The sequence below is a fragment of the Mesorhizobium sp. M0207 genome (genome assembly GCF_040321995.1).
Lineage (GTDB): Bacteria > Pseudomonadota > Alphaproteobacteria > Rhizobiales > Rhizobiaceae > Mesorhizobium.
The window spans coordinates 34,777-58,867 of record NZ_JAMYSQ010000015.1; the positions used below are offsets into that span (position 1 = coordinate 34,777).

Here is a 24,091-nt window from a genome sequence, read left to right on the forward strand (position 1 = left end):
ATACCGGCAAATCCCTAGCGAAATCTTCCTCCGCCGGAGCCCCTGCAGGTAAGAGGTCCGTGGCGAAGAATAATTCAAATTTTCCGGAGCGTCGATGGAGTCTGGGGCCGCGCCGGCACGACTACCTCGCAGTGCCCATCACCGGCAAATCCCGGGCGAAATCTTCCATGTCGGCCCAAGGGTCGCCTGACGTCGCCAGCAGGCCCGGCAGTGACGAATAATTCAGATCCTGCGGGGCATCGATGGTCGCCAGGTCGCTCCAGCTCACCGGTGTCGAGGCCGGCAAATTGGTGCGGGCGCGCAGCGAATAGGGAGCCGCCGAGGTGTGGCCGCGCGCATTGCGGTGATAATCGATGAAGATGCGCCGCTTGCGGTTATCCTTGCCCATGGTGGTGGTGAAAGTGTCGGGCGCGGTGGCGGCAAGATGCGTCGAGATGGCGCTGGTCGCCTGGTGCAGTTTCTTCCAGTTCTGCTTTTGCGTCACCGGCACTGATATGTGGATGCCGTGGCCGCCGGACGTCTTGGCGAACGGCACCAGCCCTAGCGCTTCCAGCTCGCCCTTAATGTGCACCGCCGCCTCAACCACCTCGCGCCAGGCGATCCCCTCGCCCGGGTCGAGGTCGAAAACGATCAGGTCCGGCTTGTCGAGCCGCGTGCGATGGGTGCCCCAGGTGTGGAACTCGACGACACCGAACTGCGCCAGCGCCAGATAGCCCTTGGCGTCTTCCACCGAGAGATAGGATTTGGTCTCGCCCTCCGAATTGGTCGCTTCGAAAGTCACCACGGAGGGCGGCATGCCGGTGAAGGCGTGGCGCTGGAAGAAACAGTCCTGCGGCCTGCCGGTCGGGCAGCGCACCAGCGACACCGGCCGGCCGAGAATGTGCGGCAGCATGAAATCGCCGACCAGCGCGTAATAGACGGCAATGTCGAGCTTGGTCGGGCCGGTCTTGCCGAACAGCCGTCGCGTCGGGTTGGTCACCCAGATGGTGGCGAGGTCGGCCTCGGCGATCAGCCGCTTGCGCTTGGCCGAAACCGGCGTCGACAGGCCGACGTCGCGCAGGCCGCGGAACACGGCATGGCGCAGCGCATTGTCGGTGGTCCGGTTGGCGTAGTGGATGTGCGCCGAAAGCAACGGCCGCACCCATTTCATCTCGCGCATGATTTCGCGCGGAACGCCTTCCGGCGCGGATGCACCCGCCCTTAGCGGCTCCAGCCTGGCCAGCAATTCGCCGGCGGTCCCCGCATCGAAGCCGGTGCCGACCTTGCCGCGATAGTGCAGCTCGCCGTCTTCGAATTCGCCGAGGCCGAGTGCGGCCAGCCCCTCGGCCGCATCGGAGACTGTGTAGCCGGCGATGACGAAGTCGCCGGTCTGAAGCGCCTTGGTCTTGGTCCAGGTCTTGGTACGGCCGCTCTGGTAGATTGCCGTGGCGCGCTTGGAGACGACACCCTCGAGCCCCATCTCGGACGCCTGGTCATAAAGTGCCTGGCCGTCTCCTTCGACATGATCGCTGAGCTGGATGGCCGAATTGGCGCCGAGACCGGACAGCAATTGAGAAAGCAGCGCCTTGCGCCGGCGGAGCGGCGCTTGTCTCAGGTCCCGGCCGTCGAGATACAGAAGATCGAAGGCGTAGAAGTGGAGTTTGTTGCCGGCGCCTTCGGCCAGCGCATTCTGCAAAAGGGCAAAGCGGCTGATGCCCTTGGCGTCGAGCGCGACGACCTCGCCGTCGATGATCGCCTCGCGGCAGGGCAGCCTGGCGAAGGCAAGCGGCAGGTCGCCATAGCGCTTCGTCCAGTCGAGGCCGGCGCGGGTGATCAGCCTGACGTCCCCGTTAGCGAGATGCGCCATGGTGCGGTAGCCATCGAATTTGATCTCGTGCAGCCAGACTTCGCCTGTTCGGGCCGCTGGGTCATCGCCGCCCGGCGGTTTCGAAACCTGCGTCGCCAGTTGCGGCTCGATGCGGGTGGGCAGCGGCGCCTTGACGGCGCCCGGCAAAGCACCTGGCTTCAGCACCACCGGCCTGGCAGGCTTGGCGGCCGGCTTCGGCGTTGCCGCCAGTTCCTCGATGCGGCGTCCGGATTTGACGCTTTCCGGCCGGGCTTCCAGTATGTCGAGCTTGGCGTCGGCGGCGAGATCGCGCTCCTTGAACAGCAGCCAGTTCTTCTTGCCCGCATCCTCGCCGGGCTTCGGTTTCAGCCGCGTCAGCATCCAGCCGCCATTCAGCTTTTCGCCGGCGAGGCGGAACTTGAAGGAACCGGTGCGCAGGCTCTTCTCGACGTCGTCCATCGGCGCCCAGACGCCGGTGTCCCAGACGATCATCGGCCCGCCGCCATATTCGCCTTCGGGAATGACACCTTCGAAGTCAATATACTCGAGCGGATGGTCCTCGGTCTCGACCGCCAGCCGTTTGTCGGCGGGGTTGAGCGACGGGCCGCGCGGCACCGCCCAGCTCTTCAGCACGTCGCCGACCTGCAGGCGAAGGTCGTAGTGGTCGGCGGTGGCGTGGTGCTTGTGAACGACGAAGCGGTTGCCTTCCCCGGCAACCAGCGCGCCGGCGGGTTCCGGCGTCCTCGTGAACTCGCGCTTGGCGCGATAGGCCTTGAGCTTTGGCGGGGCGGTCACGGCCACATGCTCTTGCGCAAAAACAACGGCTTGATGCGCATGTCTTGAATCATTTTGTCAGCATGCGGCAGGTCGGCGTCATGCCGCTCAATCGTCGGTGGCCGGCGTCAATTCGAGCTCGGCCGGCGACAGGCCCTGCTGCAGCTGGCTGAGCCGGAATTCGTCGACCCAATAGGCCTCGCCGTTGACCAGCACCCGCGCGCTGTAGCTGCCGGCCGAAAAACGCTGCGCGGTGATGTACACCTTGTGGCGGTCGAGCGCGTTCCGTACCGCGGCGCGCTTGGATTTCTGACTGGCGACGGAACTGGCCATGCTGGTTACTCACGCACAAGCCGCAAGGCGGCGTGCCTTAAGGATGGCCGAGAGCGTGTCGGCTGTCAATTTGGCGGTCGCTGCGAGCCCTCGCGCGGTAGCGCGTTCTTGCGCAAAGCTCCGGCCTTGGCTAGCATCCGCCGGCAGGCACCGAGTGGAGGAGAACGTCGCGGTGGACCGGCTGGAGCGCCGTTGCGTCCCTTCAAACACGAGTTGGGCGCTCGAAGGACACTCCATTTTTGAATCGACGCAAGGAACCTTCCGGAAAACCCATTCCGGTTTCGGGGTCGTGCGCTCATCTGGGAGGAGACTAAATTGATCAACAGACGTGAATTCCTGCTGTCGACCGCGGCGATGGGCGCTTTGGCGCTGGCCGCTCCGCAACTGGCTTTTGCCCAGGACAAGCTGACCATCCTGGGTTCGGTGCCGAGCCTCGGCTTTCCGTTCTTCGTGCACATGCTGAACCAGATCAAGGCGGAAGCCCAGGCGCAGGGCGTCAACCTGGTCGAAAGCGACGGCCAGAATTCGGCGCCCAAGCAGACCGCCGATATCGAAGCGGCGCTCGTGCAGAAGGTCAACGCCATCGTCATCTCGCCGCTCGACGTCAATGCGCTGGCCCCAGCCATCGAGGAAGCGGTCAAGGCCGGCGTTCCCGTCGTCACCATCGACCGCCGTGTCGAAGGCGTCGAGGGCATCCTTGCCCATGTCGGCGCCGACAACGTCAAGGGCGGCGAGGCCGAAGCGAAGGCCATGGTGGCGGCATTCCCGAACGGCGCCAAGATCTTCCATCTGCAGGGCCAGCCCGGTGCCGGCCCGGCGATCGACCGCAACAAGGGTGTGCACAACGTCCTCGATCCGATGAAGGACAAGTACCAGATCATCTTCGAGCAGACCGCCAACTTCGCCCGCGCCGAGGCGCTGTCCGTCACCGAGGCCGGCCTTGCCGCCAACGGCAAGCCCGACGCGATCATCTGCGCCAATGACGACATGGCGCTTGGCGCGGTTGAAGCCTGCGCGGCGCGCAACTTCACCGACGTCAAGATCTACGGCTTCGACGCGCTTCCCGAAGCGCTGGTCGCCGTGCGCGACGGCAAGCTGGCCGGAACGGTCGAGCAATTCCCCGGCGAACAATCGCGCACTGCGGTGCAGATCGCGGTCGCCTACGCCAGGGACAAGACCGAGCCGAAGGAAAAGCTGGTGCTTTTGACGCCGATCGTCATCGGCAAGGACAATCTCGACAAGGCGGAGAGGCTGGGCGAGACGAAGTAAGGTTGCACAAAGGGCGCGCAGCGGAAAAAGTAGCATTCTGTCGCGCCCCCCTCTGCCCTGCCGGGCATCTCCCCCACTTGGGGGGAGATCGGAAGCTTCGCCGATGGCGCCTTTTCTGCAACGCAGGAAGATTGGCGAAAGACATCCAATCTCCCCCCTCGTGGGGGAGATGTCCGGTAGGACAGAGGGGGGCGCTGACCCGCCGACAATCGCAATCCAGGAGCAAACTGTGCCCAAGGCAGCCGCCATCGCGCCCTCTCCCGCCCTGCTCACCGTCGAGGGCGTGACCAAGCGCTTTGCCGGCGTCACCGCGCTGAACGACGTTTCGCTCGAAGTCCGCCCCGGCGAGATTCTCGGCCTGCTCGGCGAGAACGGAGCCGGCAAATCGACGCTGCTCAAGATCCTGTCCGGCGTGATGCCGCCAACCAGCGGCCGCATCGTCTTCGATGGGGTCGAATTCAGCCCGCACAATCCGCAGGATGCCAAGCGCCTCGGCATCGTCACCATTTACCAGGAACTGAGCCTGATCCCGACGCTGACGGTAGCGGAGAACATCTTCATCGGTCGCGCGCCGCTCGGCCGGTTCGGGCTGGTCAGCTGGCGAAAGATGGTAGAAGACTCACGCGCGATCATTGCCCGCGTCGGCCTCGACCTCGACCCGGCGACGCCGGTGTCGGCACTGTCGGTGGCCGAGCAGCAGCTGGTCGAGATCGCCCGCGCGCTGTCGCTGAAGAGCCGCTTGATCATCATGGACGAGCCGACCTCGGCGCTGACCGAAACCGAAGTGCACAGGCTGATGTCGATCATGGACCGGCTGCGCAAGGATGGCGTCGCCATCATGTTCGTCACCCACCGGCTGGAGGAGGCCGCGGCGATCTGCGACCGCATGACGGTGCTGCGCGACGGCAGGCTGGCCGGCCATCTCGACCGCGAAGGCGGGCCGATCAAACTGCCGAAGATCATCGAGAAGATGGTCGGCCGCGCCGCTTCCGAGCTCTATGCCAGGCCGACGCAGCGCGACGTCGCCGGCGACGTCCGGCTCTCGGTGCGCGGCCTGCGCACGGTGCGCGATCCGCAGGCGCCGCACGCCATCGTGCTCGAAGGCGTCGATCTCGACCTCAAGGCGGGCGAAATCCTCGGCGTCGCCGGGCTCGTCGGCTCCGGCCGCACCGAGCTCGCCCGCGCCATCTTCGGCGCCGACCGCATTGCCGCCGGCACCATCAGGCTCGACGGCAAGCCGATCGCGCCCGCCTCACCCGCCGACGCCATCGAGCTCGGCATCGGCCTGGTGCCGGAGGACCGCAAGCACCAGGCAATCTTCGCAGCACTCGCCATCCTCACCAATTTCTCGATCGCCGCGCTCGACCGCTACTCCAGTGTCGGCTTCATGGCCGAGCGGCGCGAACGCGAGGCGCTGGCGAACTACAGGAAGATGCTGTCGATCCGCATGGCTTCGCCCGAGCAGGCGATCGAGGGACTGTCCGGCGGCAACCAGCAGAAGGTGATCCTTGCCCGCTGGCTGGCGCGCGATCCCAAGGTGCTGATCGTCGATGAACCGACGCGCGGCGTCGATGTCGGCGCCAAGGCGGAAGTGCACCAGATCCTGGTGGAGCTCGCCGCGCGCGGCATCGCCATCATGATGATCTCGTCCGAGCTGCCCGAAGTGCTTGCGGTGTCGGACAGGATCGTCACCATGCGGCGCGGGCGCATCACCGGCGAGATGCCCGGTATCGAGGCGACCGAGGAGAAATTGATGGAACTGATGGCGCTCGACCAGAAGCAGGAAGCAACGCAATGACCAGCACGACCGAACGGAGCCAGCGCGGCGGCGTCAATATTGCGCGCCTGCTGATGAGCTTCGGCCCGCTGATGTTCCTGGGGTTGCTGATCGTCGTCTTCACCGTGCTGAAGCCGAGCTTCATCGACCCGATCAACCTGTTCAACATCATGCGCCAGATCTCGATCACCGGCCTGATCGCGCTCGGCATGACCTTCGTCATCCTCACCGCCGGCATCGACCTGTCGGTCGGCTCGCTGCTCGCCTTCTGCGGCATGGTCGCGGCGGTGGTGGCCAAGGGCGGCACCGCCAACACGCTGTCGCTGTCGACAACGGGCACGCAGGGCTATGGCTGGTTCGCCGCCCTTCTCGCGGCCGTCGTCGTCGGTGCCGTGGCCGGCGGCGTCCAGGGCTTTGCCATCACCAGGCTGAAAGTGCCGCCCTTCGTCGTCACGCTTGGCGGCCTCACCGTGTTTCGCGGCCTGACCTTGACGATTTCCAATGGCGGCCCGATCTCCGGCTTCGACGCCTCGATGCGCTGGTTCGGTACCGGCCTGATCGGCCCGGTTCCGGTGCCGGCGATCATCTTCGCGATTGCCGCGATCCTTTGCCATATCGTGCTGCGCTACACACGTTACGGCCGCGCGGTCTATGCCGTCGGCGGCAATGCCGAGGCGGCACGACTCTCCGGCCTGCGTGTCGACCGCATCCTGATCTCGGTCTACATCATCGTCGGCTTCTTCGCCGGCCTTGCCGCCTTCGTTTTGTCGGCGCGGCTCAACTCCTCCGAAGCCGTCGCCGGCATCGGCTACGAGCTGACGGTGATCTCGGCGGTCGTCATCGGCGGCACCTCGCTGTTCGGCGGCATCGGCAGCGTCGGCGGCACGGTGGTCGGTGCAGGGCTGATCGGCGTCTTGCAGAACGGGCTGCAGTTCAACAACGTCTCGTCCTACACGCAAAGCATTGTCATCGGCCTGATCCTCATCCTCGCCGTGGCCTTCGACCGCTGGCTGAAATCGCGGGTAAGGCGGTGATACAGGTGCCATGCCTATCCAGGTCGGCGGGCCAGCACCCCCCTCTGTCCTGCCGGACATCTCCCCCTCAAGGGGGGAGATTGGACGTCGCTCCAGCTTTCGCCAATCTCTAAAGAAGGGAGAATTTTCGGCGAAGCTGCCAATCTCCCCCCTTGAGGGGGAGATGTCCGGCAGGACAGAGGGGGGTGTTCAAGCGCAGCATAGAGAAGATGGGCAAGGTTCGCGCTGAGGAATAGAAGTAGTGAATCACTATCCCGTACCTCCCCGTAACCGCGGCAATGCGCGCAAGATGCGCAAGGCCATGACGGATGCCGAGCTGAAGCTCTGGAATGAGGTCAGGGCGCATCGACTCATGGGGCTGGCATTTCGGCGGCAGATGCCAATTGCAGGCCATATTGTCGATTTTGCCTGCCCGGACAAAAAGCTGATTGTCGAACTGGATGGCTCCCAGCATGCCCGGGCCGATGCCTCAATATCGGACGCTACCAGAAGCGCACGGCTTGAAGCGCTGGGCTGGACTATCCTGCGGTTCTGGAACGACGACGTCATTCGCGATATCGACAATGTCTGCCAGCACATAGTCATGGTGGCCGGCGCGGATGTGCGCTGAACTCAGCCGTGCAGGGCCGGCGGGACAGCACCTCTCTGTCTTGCCGGACATCTCCGCTCAAAAGGGGCAGGTTTCTGAGGCGAGGTGCCAATGACCCAAATAAGAACCATGACCGAACAGGACGTTCCGGCGGTGTCGCGGCTGCTTGGAGGGTCCTGGCGACACACCTATTCGCCGATCCTGGGTGCCGAGACGACGGCACGGCTGTCGGATGAGAGGCACGCGCCGGAGCGGTTGGCGGCCGAGCTCAGGGACGACAGCAAGATGTCCTTCGTCGCCGAGCGGGCTGACGGCTCGCTCGCCGGTTATGCGATGGCCGCGATGGACGACAAAGGCGAGGTCATGCTCGAGCGGCTCCATATAGACAAAAGCGAGTACGGCACCGGCCTTGCCGCCGACCTGCTGCATGCCGTTCTTGCCGCGCATGCGGGTATTCCCAGCATCGCCCTGGAAGTGATCGGGGGCAACGACCGCGCAATCGCCTTCTATCGCAAGCACGGCTTCGAGGTCGTCGAGCGCCGGCCGGCTGCACACGGGGTGGGCGGCCATGCCTCGCTGATCATGCGCCGGCTGCTACCGATGGCTTAGTAGGCGAAAGCGGCTGAGCGCGTAATCTCCCCCCTCGAGGGGGAGATGGCCGGCAGGCCAGAGGGGATAGCCGCGCGTGAGGCGCCAACTTTCTCTTTCGTCCAACATGGCGTCGCGCCAGGACGTACCGACCCCCTCTGTCGCCTTCGGCGACATCTCCCCCTCAAGGGACCCTCAAGGGGGGAGATTGGCGACTTCTCCAACCGCTCAGGCTGGGGCGTTGACGCGCTGTGCGCGCGTTGCCCAGTCGGCAACCGTCGCGCCAGCAACGCTCTCGCCGGCAACCATCCCGTTCGTCTGCGGCGCAAGCAGGTCGTTGCGGCGGGCGAAGGCAACGAAGGTGGCGCGCGCCGTCTCGGCGTCGATCTCTCCTTCCAGTGCTGCACGGCACGCTTTTGCGGCGATGTCATGCGCGGTCGTCCGGCTCGTTGCCGGCCACTCAGCCAAAGGTGCATAAGCCTCAGCCGCGCTTTCTATCTTCGTCGGCGTACCGAGGCGGGTGAGGATGGTAACCGGCTTGTCGAACGAAGCACGATGCATGACACTCTCCTTTCCTGGCTCAATCGGCTCCTTGCGGAACTCAACCGCGCGGGCGCTTCGATCCGCCTGCAGGACGGCGTCGATCGGTGAATGCAATACGGCTTGCATGCCCGGCGGCGGCAGCAGCCGATGCACCTTGACCAGCGCCTCGAGCCAGGCCGCCACGCCCAGCGGCGGATGTTCGCGCCCGTAGAGCCACGCCTTTGCCTTGGCGAGCGGGTAACCCGCCTCTTCGGCGAAATCGGTTTCCGACCAACGCAGCAGGCGCAGGCATTCGCGCATCCGCGCCGCGATCATTTGCGCTCCTCCGTGCCGGCCCCCACGCGTTGAGCCGACAGAAACATCAGCGTGTAGGCCGCCTTGCGGCGGTCCCAGCCGGCCGACTCGGCCATATCCAGCAAGCCGTCGACCAAAGGCGCCAGCGCCGCCCTGCAGTCGGTTTCATAGTTGAAATCGTTTTTCGGGCGGGTCGGCGCCGCGATCTTTCCAAAACTGTCCATCATATCCATGGCAACACCTGCTCAGCATTAGTTCCGGACCGGCAAGACCGTGCCCGCTTTTGGCGGGCACGGCCCATCTGCCGTTTCGAAGTCGCGCTTTGGAAGCCTGGCCTTAGAAGTCCATGCCGCCACCGCCGGGCATGGCCGGTGCGGCAGCTTCCTTCTTCGGCTTCTCGGCCACCATCGCCTCGGTCGTCACCAGCAGGCCGGCAACAGAGGCGGCACCCTGGAGAGCAGTGCGCACGACCTTGGCCGGGTCGATGACGCCTTGACTGTAGAGGTCGCCGAACTCGTTGGTCTGCGCGTTCCAGCCATAGCCGAACTCGCCCGTCTCGCGCAGCTTGCCGACGATGATCGAACCTTCGGCGCCGGCATTCTCGGCGATCTGGCGCACCGGCGCTTCGATGGCGCGACGCACGATGTCGACACCGGTCTTCTGATCGGGATTGTCGACGACGACATTATCGAGCGCCTTCGCCGCTCTCAGCAGCGCCACGCCGCCGCCGGGCAGGATGCCCTCCTCAACCGCCGCGCGTGTGGCGTGCATGGCGTCGTCGACGCGATCCTTGCGCTCCTTGACCTCGATCTCGGTCGAGCCGCCGACACGGATGACGGCGACGCCGCCGGCGAGCTTGGCCAACCGCTCCTGCAGCTTTTCGCGGTCGTAGTCGGAGGTGGTTTCCTCGATCTGCGCCTTGATCTGGCTGATGCGCGCATGGATTTCATCCTTGCGGCCGGCGCCGTCGACGATGGTGGTGTTCTCCTTCTCGATCAGCACCTTCTTGGCGCGGCCGAGCATCTCCAGTGTGACGTTCTCGAGCTTGATGCCGAGGTCCTCCGAGATCGCCGTGCCGCCGGTCAGGATGGCGATATCCTCCAGCATGGCCTTGCGGCGATCGCCGAAGCCCGGTGCCTTGACGGCCGCGACCTTCAGGCCGCCGCGCAGCTTGTTGACGACCAGCGTCGCCAGCGCCTCGCCCTCGACGTCCTCGGCGATGATCAACAGCGGCTTGCCGGATTGCACGGCGGCTTCGAGCACAGGAAGCATGGCCTGCAGGTTGGACAGCTTCTTCTCGTGGATCAGCACATAGGGTTCTTCGAGTTCGACGCGCATCTTATCCTGATTGGTGATGAAATAGGGCGAGAGGTACCCACGGTCGAACTGCATGCCTTCGACCACTTCCAACTCGGTCTCAGCGGTCTTCGCTTCCTCGACAGTGATGACACCCTCATTGCCAACCTTTTCCATCGCCTCTGCGAGGAAGCGGCCGATCTCGGCATCGCCATTGGCAGAGATGGCGCCGACCTGAGCGATTTCGTCATTCCTGGTCACCTTGCGGGCATTGGATTTCAGGTCGGCGACCACGGCGTCGACCGCCTTGTCGATGCCGCGCTTCAAATCCATCGGGTTCATGCCGGCAGCGACCGCCTTGGCCCCTTCCCTGACAATGGCCTGAGCAAGAATCGTCGCGGTCGTGGTGCCATCGCCTGCGGTGTCGCTGGTCTTCGAAGCAACTTCGCGGACCATCTGAGCGCCCATGTTCTCGAACTTGTCCTCGAGCTCGATCTCTTTTGCCACCGTCACGCCGTCCTTGGTGATGCGCGGCGCGCCGAACGATTTGTCGAAGACAACGTTGCGGCCCTTGGGACCGAGCGTCACCTTCACCGCATTGGCAAGCATATCGACACCGCGTAACATCTTCTCGCGGGCTTCGGTATGAAATTTCACATCTTTGGCAGCCATTGGAACACTCCTCGATAGGCAGCTTTTCGTTGACTGGAATGCTTGTTCAGGCCCCGCTCAGGCAGCCTTCTTCATTTCGCCCGTGGCTTCGATCACGCCCAGCACGTCGCTCTCTTTCATGATGAGCAGATCCTCGCCATTGAGCTTGATCTCGGTGCCGGACCATTTGCCGAACAAAATGCGGTCGCCGACCTTGACGTCGAGCGGCTGCAATTGGCCGCTGTCGTCGCGCGCGCCCGGACCGGCGGCAATGACCTCGCCCTCCTGCGGCTTCTCCTTGGCGGTGTCGGGGATGATGATGCCGCCCGCGGTCTTTTCGTCGACCTCGATGCGGCGGACCAGGATGCGGTCATGCAATGGACGGAACGCCATGTCGTTCTCCTCTCGGGACAAACAGATTTTCGAACATCCTCCTGACCGGACCGGCAATATCGGCCCGGCACGGGGTGCGCGATCTCTTCTTCAGGCATCGCGCGCATACGAACTAGTCGCGCTTTTTTCAGCTTTCAAGAGGATCATGCAAAAATTTTAGCACTCGACGCCTGAGAGTGCCAATACGCTGTAATTGTTCGCACATTCGCCGTTTCCGGCGCGATGACCCGGCCGGATTTCCAAATCTGTCCGTCTCCTGAGCCGCTTGCCGGCGGCTGGAACCTATGTGGAAGGCGAGGCGTTTTGCAGACGAGGTTCATTGGGAAAGGAAGGATTGCATGACCAGCAGGGACTTTCAGCTCCAGATGCAAGGGTTTGGCCTCACCACGGCGGAGATCCACTACCGTCTGCCCGATCATCGAAGCCTGCTTCAGCTCTATATCTGGCAGGAATACGATATCGCCCCTGATTTCCCGACGCTGAAGCATTTCCTCGATTTCTGGGAGCGCGAGATCGAAGGCCCGCTGCATTCGGTGCGCGTGGCTCATCACCGTCTGATCCAACCGTCCGAATGGCGGGCCGTAAATGGCATTATCACCGTCCACTGAGGAGCAAGCCCGATCTGCCGCCAGACAGCAAACAAAGTGCCTCCGAAGCGGGGGAGAGGGGTAGCTGACTCTCCCCCACTTTGTTTTGGATCTCACAATATCGGAGGGCGTCCGGACTAGCCGGCGTGGTCGACAGGCTTACGGGCCGATGCGAGCAATCCAGCCTTGCGCGCCGCCCTGACGAAGGCCTTGCGCGCATCGCGCGCGGTGCGCCAGCCGTCGAGCGCGTCGCGGCAGGTCCGATAGGCGGTGCGCCAGCTCCGGCCGCGTGCACGGTCCGGCCACTGCTGGCGCATGCATTCGATGGCTTCCCAACTGCTGGCGACCTTGCGCTCGCTGGATTGGAATTTCAACGTGATCGGCTCGGCGAAGCGGACGTCGTCCATCACTTCCTCCTTGTTTTCTGATCGTCTTCTTGTTTGAGCAAGCAACGTTGTGCTGGCGGCACCGGCGGCCGGCCGGCGCCGCTGAAGGACATGGTTCGTCCCTTTGCGCGGTTCAAGAGCATCGCGGCAACAGCCGGTTATTCCTCCTCGTCCGGCCCTTGCAGCAGTTCGATCAGCGTCGCTACCCTTGCCGTCGGCAGCGGTCGGCCCTCGTTCACCAGCGCCTCGTCGGCGGCGATCCAGGCCAGGGCCTCGCGCAATTCCTGGACCGTCCCGTCCGTCGCCGCAATGTCGGCGATCACGGCTTCGTCGACCGGGCCCAGCACAGAAATGATCTCGTCGCGTGTCATGGTCAGCTCCATCTGCGAGTGCCGGGAACGGGCCCGGCAACACAAGAAATCTGGGTCTTGACCTGCTGCAGACAATAACCGGCCGGGGAAGTCAGCGTTGGCAATTGAAACCAACAGGCAATCTCCTGCCGGACATCTCCCCACTTGTGGCGAGATTGGCAGCCCCGCCGAACCGACCGAAAACCGGCCCAAAAACCGGCAACGCGAGAGCCACCGGGTCTTGACTTGCGGCGGACAATAACCAGATCGAAGGCACCGGTCGCCGAAATGGGGCCGGCGGAACCAGGGAGCGCCAGCTCTTTGGCGCCCCTCGTATCTATGTTGCTCGATGGAGGATGTAGCTATGAGAACCGCATTCGACTTTTCCCCGCTCTATCGGTCGAGCATCGGCTTCGACCGCGTCTTCAACCTGCTGGAAAATGCTCCGCAGGCCTTCGACGCCTGGCCGCCCTATGACATCGCGCGCAGCGGCGAGAACAACTACCGCGTCACCATCGCCGTAGCCGGGTTTTCCGAGGACGACCTCGAAATCACCCATGAACCCAACCTCCTGATTGTCTCCGGCCAGCACAAGGAGCCGGACAACGCGGAGTATCTGCATCATGGCCTCGCCACACGGCCCTTTACCCGCCGTTTCGAGCTTGCCGATCACGTCAAGGTCGCAGGCGCCTCGCTCGACAACGGCCTGCTCAGCATCGATCTGGTACGTGAGGTGCCAGAGGAGATGAAGCCTCGGCGCATCGCCATCGCGACCGATGTCGCCTCGCCGAAGACCGGGTCGAAGGTCGCGCAGGGCGAAGCAAACAAGCAGGCTGCCTGAATGCACCAGTCGAGAAAGGAGACTATGCAATGGCTATTCGTGATCTCATTCCGTGGGGCCGGGAGAACAATCAGCCCCCCAGCCTGTTCCGCAACGGCGACGGCGATCCCTTCCTGACGCTGCATCGCGAAATGAACCGCCTGTTCGACGAGGCGTTCCGCGGCTTCGACACGAGGCTGCCGTCGCTCGGTGGCTTCTCCGCTGCCCGCGCCAGCTGGCCGAGTGTCGAAATCTCCGATAGCGAAAAGGAGATCCGCGTCACCGCCGAGATCCCCGGCATGGACGAGAAAGACGTCGAGTTGCTGCTCGATGACGGTGTGCTGACGCTGCGCGGCGAGAAGCGCGAAGAGACCGAGGACAAGGACAGGCAGTTCTCCGAACGCTTCTATGGCCGTTTCGAGCGGCGTATCCCGCTCGGCTACGAAGTCGACGAAGACAAGGTGAACGCCGCGTTCCGGAACGGTGTGCTCAGCGTGACGCTGCCCAAGACGGAGCGCGCCCAGGCAAAGGCCAAGCGTATCGCCATCACCGGCGGCGACGGCAAGTCCTGACGGCTCGTAGGACGACGTCCCTTCTGCCTGTCGGTTCCGGCGGGCAGAAGCGGGCAAATGTCGATGACCCGTTCTCCCGACGCTCCGGTTCCGCCTGACCAGGCGCAGCACGCCCTGCAGTGCCTGACGGCCGAGCATTTCGTGCTGCAAAACGCTCGCGCCGCGACCATTCAGGAAGCGAACCAGAGAGCCGATCTGTTCCTGACCTCGGTCTCAAGCGCAACGATTGCCTTGTCCTTCGTCGCGCAGGTCACGGAGATGGGCAGGCCGTTCGTGTTGTTCAGCCTGATCTTGCTGCCTTGCCTTTTCTTCATCGGACTGGTCACCTTTGTGCGCGCGGTGCAGGTTGCCATCGAGGACATGGTGCATGCCCGCGGCATGGCCAGGATCCGCCACTATTTCGTCGAACTGGCGCCCGTCCTGCAAAGATACCTCGTCAATTCCACGCATGACGACCCCTCGGCGGTGCTGGTCGACAAGGGCCTCAGACCCTCGCCGCTGCAATATTTCATGACCACCGCGGGGATGGTGGGCACGATCAACGGCGCCATTGCCGGCGTCTTCACCGGCATCGTTGTTAAGTCCGCTTTCGGCGGGGGCATGTCGCCCGGCGTGATTTGCGGGCTGGCGGTCTTCGCGACATGCATTCTCATCCTGCGGCGCTATCATAGTCGCGCCTGGGCGGCGGCCGAAGAAAGCTTGCCCGCACGGTTCCCGGGCGACAGTGGCGACAGCGAAAGCTAGCGCCGACGCAACCGGATGTCGAAAAGTGGCAGGGCGCCGCCCTTGCGTCTTGCGCGCCAATTGACCATCCTCGCCAACATCATTTGCACCGCGGCCGGGGGGTTCGCATATGCCGACGCTTTATGCGCTGAAACCGGCCTTCCAGGCCAGGCTGCGGCCGCTTGCCGACGGCCTGGCCAGGGCCGGCGTCACCGCCAACCAGATCACACTGCTGGCCGCTGCCCTCTCGCTCGCCGCCGGCCTTGCGGTGGCAGCCCTTGCCGGCCACCGCGTGGTCTTTCTGCTGATGCCGCTCGTGCTGTTTACGCGAATGGCGCTGAATGCGATCGACGGCATGCTCGCAAGGGAACATGGCCAGGCCTCGAAGCTCGGCATGTATCTCAACGAGCTCTGCGATATGATCTCCGACCTCGCTTTGATCCTGGCATTTGCCGTCATTTTTCCTGCCTGGGGCGTCGTTGCATTCGCGATCGCGGCTATGATCACGGAGTTCGCCGGCGTGCTTGGCATCGCCGCCGGAACCGGGCGCAACTATGCCGGCCCGTTCGGCAAAAGCGACCGGGCGCTGGCGCTCGGCATCCTCGCCGTGCTTATCGCGTCCGGCCTGTGGGTCCCGGCGCTCACGCCGCTCGTGTTTCCGGCCATGGCTACACTCTCGCTGGCGACCGCCATCAACCGGATACGCAGCGGCCTTAACGGGAGCGGCAGCTGAATTCCGGTCTCGCCAGGGAGAACAACATGCTTCACCAACAGACGGTTGCCGCAGTGGCTTCAGCCAATATCGAGCGGGTGGCGCAGGAGCGCAGCTTCAAGAGCCATGACGGCACCGAGATCTTCTACCGCTATTGGCCGGCGCTGTCGGAAAACCGCAAGGGCGCCATCCTGCTGTTCCATCGCGGCCACGAGCATGGCGGCCGCATGGCGCATCTGGTCGACGAGCTCCAGATGCCCGACCACGCCTTCTATGCCTGGGACGCGCGCGGCAATGGCCGCTCCGCCGGCGAACGCGGCTATGCGCCATCGTTTGCCGCACTGGTGCGCGACATCGATTGTTTTGTGCGCGAGATCGGCAGCGACGGCTTTGCCCGGCGCGATATCGCGCTGATCGCGCAATCCTTCGGCGCCGTGCTTGCCGCCGCCTGGGTGCATGATTACGCGCCCGACATTCGCGCCCTGGTGCTGGCCTCGCCGGCCTTCTCGGTCAAGCTCTACGTACCCTTCGCCAAGCAAGGCATTGCGTTGTGGCAGAAGCTGAAGGGCCGCTTCTTCGTCAATTCCTACGTCAAGGCGAAATTCCTGACGCATGATCCCGAGCGCATCGCCTCCTTCGGCGCCGACCCGCTGATCACCCGGCCGATCGCCTCCAACATCCTGGTCGAGCTCTACGATCATGCCGCGCGCATCGTCGCCGATGCCCGCGCAATCACCGTGCCGACACAGCTTCTGATCTCCGGCAGCGACTGGGTGGTGCGGCATGGACCGCAGCACGAATTCTTCGTCAATCTGGCGAGCCCGGCCAAGGAGCGGCACGTGCTGCCCGGCTTCTTCCACGACACGCTGGGCGAGCGCGACCGCCACAAGGCACTCGACCTGATCAGGCCCTTCCTCGAAAAGCAGTTCGCGGCGCCGGAAGAGCCGGTCGACCTGACCTGGGCCGACCGCGCCGGCTACACACGCGACGAGGCCGACCGGCTGGCCTCGCCGCTGCCGCTGCTGTCTCCCAGGGGGCTCTACTGGGCAATGAGCCGCGCCTCGATCCGCATGGGCGCCTGGCTGTCGTCCGGCATGAAGACGGGGATTGCCACCGGCTTCGATTCCGGCTCGACGCTCGACTATGTCTATGAGAACGAGGCGCGCGGCATCAGCCCCATCGGCCGCATGATCGACCGCACCTTTCTCGATGCCATCGGCTGGCGCGGCATCCGCCAGCGCAAGCTGCATCTGGAGGAGCTGATAGGCAGCGCCGTTGAGACGCTGAAGGCCGCCGGTCGGCCGGTCCATATCGTCGATATCGCCGCCGGCCATGGCCGCTATGTGCTCGATGCCGTGCAGAAAGGCGCCGCGCCGCCGGCAAGCGTGCGGCTGCAGGATTTCTCCGAGCTCAACGTCTCGCTCGGCCGCAAGCTGATCGCCGAGCGCAAGCTGCCGGCGACCGTCTCGTTCCATCGAGGTGACGCCTTCGACGCCACGCTGCTGGCCGGGCTCGACCCGGCGCCGGATCTCGCCATCGTCTCGGGGCTCTACGAATTGTTTTCCGATAATGCCATGATCGCCCGCTCGCTCGGTGGACTGGCCAGCGCCATGCAGCCCGGAAGCCTGCTGGTCTACACCAACCAGCCTTGGCATCCGCAGCTCGAGATGATCGCGCGCAGCCTGACCTCGCACCGCGGCGGCCAGGCATGGGTGATGCGCCGCCGCACGCAGGCCGAGATGGACCAGTTGGTGGCGGCCGCCGGCTTCGAGAAGCTCGACCAGCGCATCGACCAGTGGGGCATCTTCACCGTTTCGGTCGCGCGGCGCGTCTGAGCATGGACCTGCCTGCCTCTGCCTTACCTCGCGATGCCCCTGCCCTTCCGGCCTTGCCGCGCGAGCCGTATCCCGGGATCGTCCTGCGCGCCGCATTGTGGCTGGCATTTGTGGCGCCGTTCTTCTACGCCACCTACGGCTTCGCCAACTGGCTGGCGTCGCGGCGCGACGACGTCGGCAGCATCGTCTTTGGCTGGGAGCATGGCATCCCGTTCCTTGCCTGGACGATCGTGCCCTACTGGTCGATCAACCTGTTCTACGGCTTGTCGCTGCTGTTGAACAATTCGAAGAGCGGCGTCGACCGCCTCGCCGGCCGCTATCTGACGGCACAGATCGTTGCCGTCGCCTGCTTCATCCTGTTCCCGCTGACTGCCACGTTCGTGCGCCCGCAGACGAGCGGCCTGCCCGGCTTCATGTTCGCCGTGCTCGGCGGCTTCGACAAACCCTTCAACCAGGCGCCGTCGCTGCATATCGCGCTGCTGGTCATCATCTGGGACCATTGGCGTCACAGATTGACCGGCATCGCCGGCGTCGCCTGGCATGTCTGGTGTTTCATGATCGGCGCCTCGGTGCTGACGACGTGGCAGCACCATTTCATCGACATACCGACCGGCGCGCTGCTCGGTCTTTTCGCGCTGTGGCTGTTTCCGCGCGACGGCGCCTTGCCTTTCGCCGGCTTCCGCCTGACCGCGGACCCGAAAGCGCGGCTTCTGGCGCTGTTCTATGCGCTTGGCGCAGCCTTTGCGCTGGCCGGCGCTGCTGCCGGCGCATTGGTCTCGGCGCTATGGCTCATCCTGTTGTGGCCGGCACTGGCGCTGGCCATAGTCGCTTTCGCCTATGCCGGCGCCGGCGCCAAGGTGTTCCAGAAAACAGCCGATGGCCGCGTGTCGCTGGCCAGCCGTCTTCTGCTGTGGCCCTACCGGGTTGCCGCCAAGGTCAATGTGTGGGCATGGACGCGAAAGCTCCCGGCGCAGATCGTCATCGCCGACGGTGTTTCCCTTGGCCGTTTTCCGACCGCCGCCGAGGCCGACGCCTTCGGCACGGTGATCGACCTTGCCGGCGAATTGGAACGGCCGCGTGGCGCCTCGATCCGCTGGTTGAGCCTGCCCATGGTCGACCTTTTGCCGCCGTCTCGCGAGGCGCGTGCGCAAGCGGTGGCGGCGATCGAGACGGCGCAGAGCCAGGGCACGGTGCTGGTCTGCTGTGCGCTCGGCTTCCAGCGCAGCGCCGCCGTCGTCGCCGAATGGCTGGTCGCCAGCGGCCGGGCCGCCACGCCGGATCAGGCGCGAGGCCAGCTCGCCGCCGCGGGCCGACCTGTGCATCTTGGCATGGACGCGGCGACATGACCGCCTTTCGAGATAAGGCCGAGACGTTCGCCGCCGGACTGATGGTGCAGGTGGCGTGGCCGCTGCTGTTGATTGCTGCTGCCTTGCTGGCGGCGCCGGTCATCGGCCTGGCGACTGCGCCGCAAACATCGTCGCTGTCCGCGGCGGCCTGGCTGATCGCCGCCGCGGGTGCCATAGCCACAATTATTCTCTCGGCCCTGCTTTTGTTTGACGCGCTGCTGTTCCGGCTGATGGCCAGCCACGCCAGCGAGGCAGGCGGCGCTGCGGCGATCGACGACGTGCTGGCGCGCATGCGGCTGAAACCCACGGCGGCCGGTGGCCGCTCGCTCGACCAGCGGATGGCCGGCACGCGCCGTCTGCTCGCCAAGCAGCGTATCGCCTTCAGCCTGTTCGCGGCGGCCTCGGTCGTCGCGGCATTCTTTTGAGCCCGTCCATGACAAAGCTTCGCGTCAGCACCTACACCCTGCTGCAGACGGTGACCTCGGTCGGCCTGTCGGCACTGGCCTGGGTGGTCACCGGCGTGCGGCCGATCTGGAACGGCAGCCAGCCATCGGACCGGCAGCGCATCTACTTCGCCAACCATGCCAGCCACGGCGATTTCATCCTGCTGTCGGCCTGCCTCAGCGAGAAGGAACGCGCCCGTACCCATGCGGTGGCGGCCGCCGATTATTGGAGCAAGTCGCGGCTGCGCCGTTTCATTGCCGAGGACATGCTGTCTTCCGTGCTGATCCACCGGCAGTGGACGGATGAAACGCAGCACCCGATCTCGATCATCCTGTCGGTGCTCGACCAGGGCCACTCGCTGATCCTGTTTCCCGAAGGCACGCGCAACATGACCGACGAACCGCTGCTGCCGTTCCGCTCCGGCCTCTACAATCTGTCGATGGCGCGGCCCGATGTCGAGCTCATCCCGTGCTGGATCGAGAACATGTCGCGGGTGCTGCCCAAGGGCCAATTCGTGCCGGTGCCGCTGCTTTGCCGCGTCGTCTTCGGCGCTCCGATCGCCATTCAACCGGGTGAGGAACGCCGCGCCTTTCTCGACCGCGCCCGCGAAACGCTGCTGGCGCTGAACCCCCGGCCGCAGCGAGACGATTGAGGACCAAGGCAAAATGCTGCCGATGATGCACGAAACCCTCATTCTGATTGTCGGCCTGCTGGCGGTGCTGATCAGCGCCAGCGTCGTCGCCGGCGTCTTGTCATGGCGCGCGCCAAAGCCGTTGTCGCCGACGCTGGTCAACCTCACCCAGCGCATCAATGCCTGGTGGGTGATGGTGGTGGCGATCACCGTCGCCTTCTTCTTCGGCCGCCCCGGCATGACCATCCTGTTCGCGCTGATTTCGTTCGCCGCGCTGCGCGAATTCGTGACGCTGACGCACAGCCGCCGCAGCGACCACTGGGTGCTGCTCGGCATGTTCGGCATCGTCATCCCGTTCCAGTACTGGCTGGTGTGGACCGCCTGGTATGGCCTGTTCACCATCTTCATCCCGGTCTACTGCTTCCTGCTGATGCCGGCGATCACCGCGCTGCACGGCGACACCGAACGCTTTCTCGAGCGCGTCTCGGCGCAGCAATGGGCGGTCATGATTTCGGTCTACTGCGTCAGCCACGTGCCGGCGCTGCTGACGCTCGAGGTGCCAGGCTTCGAAGGCCGCAACCTGTTGCTGATCGCTTTCCTGATCATCACCGTGCAAGGCAGCGACGTGCTGCAATATATTTTCGGCAAGCTGTTCGGCCGGCATCTCCTGGCGCCGACGGTCTCGCCGTCGAAGACCTGGGAGGGGCTGGTCGGCGGGCTGGCGGCATCGAGCCTGCTCGGCGCGCTGCTGTCGTTCCTGACGCCGTTCTCGCCGCTGCAGGCAGCCGGCGTCGCCTTCATCGCCTGCCTGATGGGCTTCCTTGGCGGGCTGGTCGCCTCCGCCATCAAGCGCGATCAAGGCGTCAAGGACTGGGGCCATCTGATCGAAGGCCATGGCGGCATGATGGACCGTGCCGACAGCCTGGTCTTCGCCGCCCCGGTCTTCTTCCATACGGTGCGCTATTTCTGGACTGTATGAAGGTTGGCGCCGTTTGCCGCGGCGGACGGTTCAGCGCGACCTTGCGAAGATAACCTGATCCGTTTCGTTATTACCACTTTCGCGAAAGCGGTAATAACCCGACCTGCCGCAGTCTTCGCCGCGCTCATTTTGCCGCGGCGAGCGGCTCTTTCTTGCGCGCCGGCGTCAGGCGGCGCATGCGGCGTTTGGCGGTGGTCTTCAGCGCCACCGGCGGAGCGCTGGACAACGCACCGAGCACCGCGCCTACCATGCCATGTGCGACGAAATCGGCGTTGATCTCGTTGGCCAATCTGGCATCTGCCTCCTGGTTGTCGCTGTCGGCTTCCGACCACAACACGATGCCCACTCGCAACCTTGGTTTGGCGCGTTTCAGCCGACGGACCAGGAACCGCCCGTGCTTGACGGAATCCCGGTTCAAAAATCCGATGACGACACTATCGACGGCGTCGAGCTCAAGGCGGCGAATGCTCCCCGGTTCCATCTCGGCGAAGCTCGCTCTCAACACCGTAGCGCCCTGGACTTCGAGCACCTGGGCCAGCATGGCGGCCGCCGCGTCGTCGAGTTCGCCGCGCCCGCCGCCGCACAGCACCGACATGCCCGTGCCATCCGGCAGTTCGGTGTACTCCTCGCCCTGAACCTCCCCCTGAATGTGCTTGTCCTCGCGTGAGCCGTTGTCCTCGGCCGCGGCCGTGTCGTCCGCTTCCGCCTCCTCCTGCGCGCTGTCGTCGAGGTTCGCCACCATCGTCAGCGCGCTGCCCGCGACCTGCTGTCTTTGCTCGTCGCTCAGCACACCACGCACCCGGTCCTGCTCGCCGAGCAGAAGTGCGGGAATCGCGACCTTGTCGTAGAACTCGACCAGATATTCTTCGTCCAGCATCTCCTCGGCATGGTCCGTCGCTTCCTCGGGATCGCCGGCCAACAGCCGCTGGTAAAGCCGGGCGTGCGGTTCGAGCACGGGTTCGTTGCCGAACAGAACGTCGAGGAATTCGAACTGCGGCACATGGCGGCCAAGCACGACGAGGCAGACCGTGAGCGGCGTCGACAGAACCAGGCCCAATGGCCCCCAGAGCCAGGTCCAGAAGATCGCCGCAACGATGATGGCCAATGGCGACAGCCCGGTGCGCGAGCCGTAGAGCCAGGGTTCGATCACGTTGCCGGTGATCAGTTCGACCACGACGAAAAGCCCTGCGGTCCAGAGCACGAGCGACCAGCCGGGCGCCACGGCAAGCGCCAGGAACAGAGGCAACAGCGTCGCGATGACCGGGCCGATATAGGGAACGAAGCGCAGCGCCAGCGCCAGCAAACCCCACAGCAATGGATTGGGTATGCCCAGCAGCCAAAGTCCAATTGCAATCGGGACGGCATAGACGATGTTCACGACCAGTTGCATGAGCAGATAGCGGCCGACGCGCTTGCCGGCATCCTGCAGCGCCTCGGTGGTTCGATGCAGATCGCCATAGCCGACGAGGCGTATGAAGCGATCGCGCAGGTCCTCCCGCTCGAGCAGCATGAATATGACGACCACGACGATCAGTCCGGCCGATGCCAGCGGGCTCAGCAGCGGGCCGATCAGATTCTGGAGGACCTCGAGCGGTCGTTCGCGCGCGACGATTTCGACCGGGATCGGTTCCCGCGGAGGCTGATCGGCGGCGGGTTGTACGGGCTCGGGTCTGTCGAGTTCCTGGCCGACGCGTTCGATCACCCGGCTCAATCTGGAAACGATGCCGCCGCCGACGCCGGTTTCCTTGAGCGACCGGACCTTGGTCAGGATATTCGCCTGGTAGAGCGGAATGTTCTGCGCCAGTTCACTGACCTGCGTGGCGACGATGAAGGAGAACAGCGCCAGCACCGTGAATGCGCCGAGCACACTGGCGATCACGGCCGGAAGACGCGGAATGCCGGCTCGCTTGAGTGCCGACACCATGGGCACGAGCGCAAAGGTAAGCAGCAGCGCGATTGCGATCGGCAGAAAGACCTCGCGCCCGAAATAGAGCGCCGCGACGGCCGTCACGACCGACGCTACGCTGGGCAACGATGTGCGCGGAAGCGCCCTGGCCGCGGAAACGATGCCCGCCCGCCGGGGCTCCGACAGGTGCGCGTCGTTTCGACGATTTGCCGCCACTTGATACCTCCGCTCCGCCGTCGCCATGATCGGGCATATTGAGCCGGCCTGCAACTTCGCAGCGTCTCACCCAGCTGGACGCCGATTGCCCTGGTCGGCAGCGCGGCAAATTCAGTCATGGTAGAATTTTTTGCATTAATGACGTCACGGGCAATCCTGTTCCATGTCTGCGCCAGAACGTGGAACTTTTGGGTCAAAACACCGTTCCTTCGTAGATCGCTGATGGACAACCTCAAAGCAGCAGCTCAGGAGGAATGATCATGAACATCAAGACGCTTTGCATGGGCGCGATGGCCCTTTCGATGATGACCGGCGCAGCGCTTGCCGCCGGTGCCACTGGCACTTCGGCGCTCGACGATCCGCAGAAAATGACGCCCTTCTTCACCGACGCCGGCATGAAGACCATGAAGTCGGAAGCCGAATTCAAGGCGGCATGGATGGCCATGTCCACGAGCGACCGGGCCATGATGTTGAAGGAATGCAGCGACGCAGGCATTGCCAAGATGCATGCCGACTTCTGCAAGATGGCCAAGCAGCTCAACAAGTAACCGTCGGCTTCTTGCCAAGCGAAATGGGGGCCAAGCGAAAGGGCGGGCGGCCCTATCGCGACCTTCCAGTCCGCACTCATACCGGCGGGTGCCTAGCCATTTGAAATCGCGACGCCGGCCGGAGCGGCAATGACATTATGGTCCAGGGGGGCACCGTCTGCTTGCAACCTGGGTTTTCCGGTCGGCCGTTCCCGCATAGTATTGGCGGACGGCCCGCTTGACGCTTGACCTCGCTTGACGCTTGACCCCGCTTGACGCTTGACCTTGTCGCCGAGCGTGGGATAGGCCGGGGACTGGCCCGACCACCTCCCACCGGAGTCCCACGAAAGACCTGCCATGACCGACGCGAGCATAAGAGACAGCAACGGCACGGCGCTGCACGAGGGCGACTCCGTGACCCTGATCAAGGATCTCAAGGTCAAAGGCACGTCGGAGACGATCAAGCGCGGCACGCTGGTGAAGAATATTCGCCTCACCGGCAATCCCGGCGAGATCGAATGCAGCACCAGGCAGGTGAAGGGCCTGGTGCTGAAGACCGAGTTTTTGAAAAAGGCGTGATCGCCTCGGCACCCTTCGCTTCGCTTCCATATCAGTGGCTCTCGAATCGCTCGTGTGAGTGAACCGCCCACGCGAGGAACTGGAGGAGCCGCGCCCTCCCCCTATGTTGCAC

Annotated in this window: 26 protein-coding genes; 17 read left to right on the top strand and 9 right to left on the bottom strand. The window is 64.4% G+C overall.

Features of this window, described 5'->3' with window-relative positions:
* Positions 1-121: 121 nt before the first annotated feature.
* Together ligD and NKJ15_RS19905 are read right to left on the bottom strand one after the other, a co-directional pair.
* Complete coding sequence (gene ligD, locus NKJ15_RS19900) at positions 122-2,620, bottom strand: DNA ligase D (protein WP_352490091.1); 2,499 nt, start codon at positions 2,618-2,620, stop codon at positions 122-124.
* 87 nt (positions 2,621-2,707) lie between these two features.
* Positions 2,708-2,932 (bottom strand): hypothetical protein, encoded by a 225-nt coding sequence (locus NKJ15_RS19905; RefSeq protein WP_352472112.1) that lies wholly within the window; start codon positions 2,930-2,932, stop codon positions 2,708-2,710.
* A 318-nt stretch (positions 2,933-3,250) separates the two neighbouring features.
* Between NKJ15_RS19905 and NKJ15_RS19910 the strand changes: the two genes are divergently transcribed.
* From NKJ15_RS19910 to NKJ15_RS19930, 5 genes are all read left to right on the top strand, one after another.
* Positions 3,251-4,201, top strand: a complete 951-nt coding sequence (locus NKJ15_RS19910) for a substrate-binding domain-containing protein (protein ID WP_352472200.1) — start codon at positions 3,251-3,253, stop codon at positions 4,199-4,201.
* A gap of 229 nt (positions 4,202-4,430) precedes the next feature.
* On the top strand, positions 4,431-5,999 hold the full coding sequence (locus NKJ15_RS19915) for a sugar ABC transporter ATP-binding protein (protein WP_352816974.1): 1,569 nt from the start codon (positions 4,431-4,433) through the stop codon (positions 5,997-5,999).
* On the top strand, positions 5,996-7,012 hold the full coding sequence (locus NKJ15_RS19920) for an ABC transporter permease (RefSeq protein ID WP_352816977.1): 1,017 nt from the start codon (positions 5,996-5,998) through the stop codon (positions 7,010-7,012). Before NKJ15_RS19915 ends, NKJ15_RS19920 begins: the two co-directional genes overlap by 4 nt.
* Before the next feature lie 241 nt (positions 7,013-7,253).
* Positions 7,254-7,622 (top strand): endonuclease domain-containing protein, encoded by a 369-nt coding sequence (locus tag NKJ15_RS19925; protein WP_352472114.1) that lies wholly within the window; start codon positions 7,254-7,256, stop codon positions 7,620-7,622.
* 90 nt (positions 7,623-7,712) lie between these two features.
* A complete protein-coding gene (locus NKJ15_RS19930) occupies positions 7,713-8,210 on the top strand; it encodes a GNAT family N-acetyltransferase (protein ID WP_352816979.1) in 498 nt (165 codons plus the stop codon).
* 207 nt (positions 8,211-8,417) lie between these two features.
* Here NKJ15_RS19930 and NKJ15_RS33030 read toward each other — a convergent pair whose 3' ends face one another.
* From NKJ15_RS33030 to NKJ15_RS19950, 4 genes are all read right to left on the bottom strand, one after another.
* Positions 8,418-9,047: a DUF982 domain-containing protein gene (locus NKJ15_RS33030; protein ID WP_502906927.1), complete on the bottom strand. Its 630-nt coding sequence runs from the start codon at positions 9,045-9,047 to the stop codon at positions 8,418-8,420.
* A complete protein-coding gene (locus NKJ15_RS19940) occupies positions 9,044-9,259 on the bottom strand; it encodes a hypothetical protein (RefSeq protein ID WP_352472116.1) in 216 nt (71 codons plus the stop codon). Before NKJ15_RS19940 ends, NKJ15_RS33030 begins: the two co-directional genes overlap by 4 nt.
* Before the next feature lie 103 nt (positions 9,260-9,362).
* Positions 9,363-10,994 (bottom strand): chaperonin GroEL, encoded by a 1,632-nt coding sequence (gene groL / locus NKJ15_RS19945; RefSeq protein ID WP_352472117.1) that lies wholly within the window; start codon positions 10,992-10,994, stop codon positions 9,363-9,365.
* Positions 10,995-11,051: 57 nt separating this feature from the next.
* Positions 11,052-11,366, bottom strand: a complete 315-nt coding sequence (locus NKJ15_RS19950; protein ID WP_352457303.1) for a co-chaperone GroES — start codon at positions 11,364-11,366, stop codon at positions 11,052-11,054.
* Between the two features lie 338 nt (positions 11,367-11,704).
* Here NKJ15_RS19950 and NKJ15_RS19955 point away from each other — a divergent pair, with 338 nt between their 5' ends.
* Positions 11,705-11,974, top strand: coding sequence for an usg protein (locus NKJ15_RS19955; RefSeq protein ID WP_352457304.1), 270 nt, complete (start codon positions 11,705-11,707; stop codon positions 11,972-11,974).
* 116 nt (positions 11,975-12,090) lie between these two features.
* On the opposite strand, the gene NKJ15_RS19960 is transcribed toward NKJ15_RS19955, so the two are convergent.
* Both NKJ15_RS19960 and NKJ15_RS19965 read right to left on the bottom strand, forming a co-directional pair.
* Complete coding sequence (locus NKJ15_RS19960; RefSeq protein ID WP_352472120.1) at positions 12,091-12,360, bottom strand: DUF982 domain-containing protein; 270 nt, start codon at positions 12,358-12,360, stop codon at positions 12,091-12,093.
* A 137-nt stretch (positions 12,361-12,497) separates the two neighbouring features.
* Entirely contained in the window at positions 12,498-12,710 is a 213-nt protein-coding gene (locus NKJ15_RS19965; protein WP_245274651.1) for a hypothetical protein, read from the bottom strand.
* A gap of 343 nt (positions 12,711-13,053) precedes the next feature.
* On the opposite strand from NKJ15_RS19965, the gene NKJ15_RS19970 reads away from it, so the two are divergent.
* The 9 genes from NKJ15_RS19970 to NKJ15_RS20010 all read left to right on the top strand — a co-directional run bounded on the left by NKJ15_RS19970 (position 13,054) and on the right by NKJ15_RS20010 (position 20,751).
* Complete coding sequence (locus NKJ15_RS19970) at positions 13,054-13,530, top strand: Hsp20 family protein (RefSeq protein ID WP_352816983.1); 477 nt, start codon at positions 13,054-13,056, stop codon at positions 13,528-13,530.
* A gap of 29 nt (positions 13,531-13,559) precedes the next feature.
* Positions 13,560-14,081, top strand: a complete 522-nt coding sequence (locus NKJ15_RS19975) for an Hsp20/alpha crystallin family protein (RefSeq protein ID WP_352541166.1) — start codon at positions 13,560-13,562, stop codon at positions 14,079-14,081.
* Positions 14,082-14,144: 63 nt separating this feature from the next.
* Positions 14,145-14,825, top strand: a complete 681-nt coding sequence (locus NKJ15_RS19980) for a hypothetical protein (protein WP_352816985.1) — start codon at positions 14,145-14,147, stop codon at positions 14,823-14,825.
* Positions 14,826-14,934: 109 nt separating this feature from the next.
* The gene (locus NKJ15_RS19985; protein ID WP_352472125.1) at positions 14,935-15,537 is read left to right on the top strand and encodes a CDP-alcohol phosphatidyltransferase family protein; all 603 of its coding nucleotides are present in this window, start codon (positions 14,935-14,937) and stop codon (positions 15,535-15,537) included.
* A 26-nt stretch (positions 15,538-15,563) separates the two neighbouring features.
* A complete protein-coding gene (locus NKJ15_RS19990; protein WP_352816991.1) occupies positions 15,564-17,351 on the top strand; it encodes a bifunctional alpha/beta hydrolase/class I SAM-dependent methyltransferase in 1,788 nt (595 codons plus the stop codon).
* 2 nt (positions 17,352-17,353) lie between these two features.
* Positions 17,354-18,697, top strand: coding sequence for a phosphatase PAP2/dual specificity phosphatase family protein (locus NKJ15_RS19995; protein WP_352816994.1), 1,344 nt, complete (start codon positions 17,354-17,356; stop codon positions 18,695-18,697).
* The gene (locus NKJ15_RS20000; RefSeq protein WP_352501219.1) at positions 18,694-19,122 is read left to right on the top strand and encodes a hypothetical protein; all 429 of its coding nucleotides are present in this window, start codon (positions 18,694-18,696) and stop codon (positions 19,120-19,122) included. The genes NKJ15_RS19995 and NKJ15_RS20000 overlap by 4 nt, the downstream gene beginning before the upstream one ends.
* Before the next feature lie 8 nt (positions 19,123-19,130).
* Positions 19,131-19,793, top strand: a complete 663-nt coding sequence (locus NKJ15_RS20005) for a lysophospholipid acyltransferase family protein (protein ID WP_352816997.1) — start codon at positions 19,131-19,133, stop codon at positions 19,791-19,793.
* A gap of 22 nt (positions 19,794-19,815) precedes the next feature.
* Positions 19,816-20,751, top strand: coding sequence for a phosphatidate cytidylyltransferase (locus tag NKJ15_RS20010; RefSeq protein ID WP_023675663.1), 936 nt, complete (start codon positions 19,816-19,818; stop codon positions 20,749-20,751).
* Positions 20,752-20,875: 124 nt separating this feature from the next.
* Here the strand turns inward: NKJ15_RS20010 and NKJ15_RS20015 are convergent, their stop codons facing one another.
* Positions 20,876-22,873: an AI-2E family transporter gene (locus NKJ15_RS20015; protein ID WP_502906928.1), complete on the bottom strand. Its 1,998-nt coding sequence runs from the start codon at positions 22,871-22,873 to the stop codon at positions 20,876-20,878.
* 260 nt (positions 22,874-23,133) lie between these two features.
* On the opposite strand from NKJ15_RS20015, the gene NKJ15_RS20020 reads away from it, so the two are divergent.
* Positions 23,134-23,421 (top strand): hypothetical protein, encoded by a 288-nt coding sequence (locus tag NKJ15_RS20020; protein WP_352770580.1) that lies wholly within the window; start codon positions 23,134-23,136, stop codon positions 23,419-23,421.
* 336 nt (positions 23,422-23,757) lie between these two features.
* Positions 23,758-23,979 (top strand): alkylphosphonate utilization protein, encoded by a 222-nt coding sequence (locus tag NKJ15_RS20025; RefSeq protein WP_352816999.1) that lies wholly within the window; start codon positions 23,758-23,760, stop codon positions 23,977-23,979.
* Positions 23,980-24,091: the final 112 nt, after the last annotated feature.